Here is a 1,440-nt window from a genome sequence, read left to right as displayed (position 1 = left end):
TATTAATACAGTTTAAAACTCTTATTACGTCTTAACACTCCCAAAGCAATTATAATGTACAATCACAACAACAAGTTGATGCCTATTTAATATCAATACGCTGTTATTACATGTATGTAGTTAGAGATGGAGGAGCAATTCATTTAACCTCTGTATTCTCCTCCATCTCAGCCAAATACCTAATCTGTCGTTCCGCTTTTCTCACTGCTGTACGAAAATGTTTTTTCAGGAGTTCTACTGTATTTTCACTTATATAATATCTTTCCGTTATACTTTCCCACGTGTCACCACTTTCAAATGTACTCCATTCAAAAGGGCGTTCTGTATTTTTCTTTAGTTCTTTAAACACCCATTTTCGCATCTTTTTTTTCGCTTTTTCTGTTAGTTTTCCGTTTTTTACAAGTTCAAGTTCACCATGTCTTTTGTATCGCTTATTAATATCTCTCTCGCTATACACTTTAAGAAGTATATTTGCTGTATTTTCAGCATCTGCTAAAGCACGGTGCTGTTTTCCTTCCCACGTTAAAGCGAGCTGTTCTACCGCAAATTGTAAACTTGGCGTATGTTCAAACAATTCCTCATATGCTTGGAAAACAAATTTTTGCAAATCAATTCTATTTTCTTTTTCTATACTTGGGCATTCAACACCATATAATGTACAATCATGAGATAGAAAGCGATAATCTTCTTTTCCCCATGAAACAAATATAGAACCTTCGCCGATGAACTGAATAAATTTCTCTATAATTTGAGGGAATTTTTCTACACCCATTAAATCTTTTTTCGTAATACCGGTTAATTTTGTTGTATGACGAGTTAATCGTGCACTTGGTTTTACTAACTCCGAAAATTCTTCAATTATCTTCATTGTACCTATTTCTATTTTTACAGCTCCGATATCAACTATTTCTGATGGATCTTCTGATTTATACGGTCTGAAATTCCTTTCAATATCAAACACAATGAAATGTGTAGCGTTTTTCAATTTATTTACCTCTTTCTAAATTCCTTTTCACACAAACACTTTATTTTCAGTATTTATTTATTCATGTACTTTATACAAAAATACTCCGAATAAATAAATGAAAATTCAGTCTTGTTATGATATGTAAGTAGGAGGACATCTATAAAAGTGCAAAAAAAAAGAAGGGCGAGCCCTTCTTTTTTCAAAAATTACTTCTTGTTTACGTTAGTAGCTTGAGGTCCACGGTTACGTTAAACCATTTTACTTTACCGTTTTGCATGAAAAAAATCCTCCTACAATGTACCTATATGTACATATTCATTTTCAACCACCTTACAATAATAAGCCAGATATTAAAAAACTGCAACCCCTGAGGAGATTTAACATTGCTATCCTCCTCGGAAGTTACAGCTCATTTAAATCTCTATATTATTAAAAGTAAAATGGTTTAAACATACTATATCATATCAATATAA

The 1,440-nt window shown here is 32.0% G+C and carries 1 protein-coding gene; it reads right to left on the bottom strand.

The window, feature by feature from the left end; genetic code table 11:
* Positions 1–139: 139 nt before the first annotated feature.
* Positions 140–985, bottom strand: a complete 846-nt coding sequence (locus tag ABWK52_RS25060) for an exonuclease (RefSeq protein WP_000786417.1) — start codon at positions 983–985, stop codon at positions 140–142.
* Positions 986–1,440 lie beyond the last annotated feature (455 nt).

The organism is Bacillus sp. AP50 (genome assembly GCF_040492675.1).
Lineage (GTDB): Bacteria > Bacillota > Bacilli > Bacillales > Bacillaceae_G > Bacillus_A > Bacillus_A cereus.
Note: the sequence above shows the minus strand (reverse complement) of the source record. Positions and strands in the feature narration are given on the sequence as shown.